The organism is Chryseobacterium populi (assembly GCF_000282115.1).
GTDB lineage: Bacteria > Bacteroidota > Bacteroidia > Flavobacteriales > Weeksellaceae > Chryseobacterium > Chryseobacterium populi.
In genome coordinates this window covers 1-1602 of record NZ_AKJY01000112.1, presented here as the reverse complement: position 1 = coordinate 1602, position 1602 = coordinate 1, and the positions used below count along the sequence as shown (strand labels likewise).

Annotated in this window: 2 protein-coding genes; both read right to left on the bottom strand. The window is 36.1% G+C overall.

Annotated features, from left to right (window positions below):
• Nucleotides 1-26 precede the first annotated feature (26 nt).
• A complete protein-coding gene (locus PMI13_RS19525) occupies nt 27-1163 on the bottom strand; it encodes a hypothetical protein (RefSeq protein WP_156104508.1) in 1137 nt (378 codons plus the stop codon).
• 4 nt (nt 1164-1167) lie between these two features.
• Nucleotides 1168-1602, bottom strand: a 435-nt coding sequence (locus PMI13_RS19520; protein ID WP_007846996.1) for a T9SS type A sorting domain-containing protein, incomplete at its 5' end; no start/stop codon positions are given.

Sequence of the window (1602 nt, the reverse complement as noted above, 5' to 3'; positions counted from 1 at the left end):
ATCAATTAGAGAATATTTTATATTTATCAACTGTTTGAAAAAGGGTAAGTCTTCACACTTAAGTTACTTCCAAATTTGTCATAGCTGAATTTAACTTTATTGACCACACTTCCGAATGTATTTTTAATATCAATGTGATCTAAAATTTTTTCATTACCAATATCTTCTCTGTTATTGTAATAAAAATCTATGGTAAAATTATCTGCTGTTATTTTTGTAAGCACTTTAGTTTCAAATATCTTACTTCTTGTACAGTAGAAAGTTTCCATGACCTGAGGAACAGGTGGAACAGGATTTCCCCCGAAATCTATACAGTATTCATCCCCCGGATAAGCTTTATTTTTTACTAAAAAAGACTCATTATAGTCATCTACATGTTGTGAACTTATGGTAGTATATTGGAAGTTGATGGTTTTGGTATCCATACTTTCAATTTTTGTAAGAAACCATGCACTTGTTGTTTGTAATGGAGTTGCATATTCTTCCCGGCACAAGGTGTTGTAGGCCGTTTTTTCCAGCATTTCGTTTTGTCCGTAAGAGTATTTTGTGCCATCATCTGTGGTAATGGTAAAACTGCTTAGAGAAGTCCCAGCTTCTATTTTTATTTTTTTGTTGTAGTTTAATTGAATTACTTCACCATTTACAATAATAAAGCTACCGGATAATCCAAAAATATTGTAATAAAAAATATCTGATTCTCCATCTTTTCCGGAGGTATAGCCACCGCTGCTGGATTCATACATGTTTCTGATGGTCTTGTATTCCTCCAGGCTGAAGCCTCCGCCACTTCCCAATTCATTTACTTTCTGACTGGAACCGTCTGCTATTCCCCTGACTACCCTGTAGATCACAGATGTAAAGTTATCACTCCATAATAGCCCAAGTCTTCCTCCCCAATCATTCAGCTTGAGACCGTTGCTGGAATATTGAAGATTCATACTATAATTCAGATTACCGGTTTTCAGGTTAACCAGACTTATATTCTGGTTGTACTTTCCTTTATTGTCTACAGAAGAACTGTTACCATATTTTCCAAGTGAATAAACTGAAGCAGTAGGAGTGAGGGCATTATCAAGATCAACACTATGCAGATTATAGTTTTGTGCAAAAAAATCAGCCTGCCCGGTTATTATTAAGATAATAGTTAGAAAAAGTTTTTTCATCATCTTATTTTTTAATCAGTTTTGCATTCGCTGTTTTATTCGTATCTGTTTTCACCACCACAAGGTAAGCTCCCTGAACAAGAGACTGAGTATTAATCTTAGTCACCATATTCTTGGTTTTCAAACTCTGAAGCTGTCTTCCACCCATATCATACACCACAATCTCAGCTTCCTTAAAGCCTTGCCCTGAGCCTGCCGAAGAGGTAAAGCCTATTTCCACATACGCATAATCAGTCACAGGATTCGGGTAAATCTTAATATCCTGTTTTTCGATTAACTGGTCTATCTGTTTGTCACCCAGTTTTACAATCTTCCAGTTCTCCTTTCCTAATTCCTCTGCACTGGTTCCTGCCAAAATGATAGAACCATCCCTGTTTAGCCTTATATCCGAAAGTCTTTCCTCTCTTTTTCTTGATTCCCCTTTCACATGCTTTCTCCA

Coding starts and splice junctions, on each gene's coding strand:
- PMI13_RS19525 (WP_156104508.1), bottom strand. CDS start 1,163: ATGAAAAAACTTTTTCTAACTATTATCTTAATAATAACCGGGCAGGCT.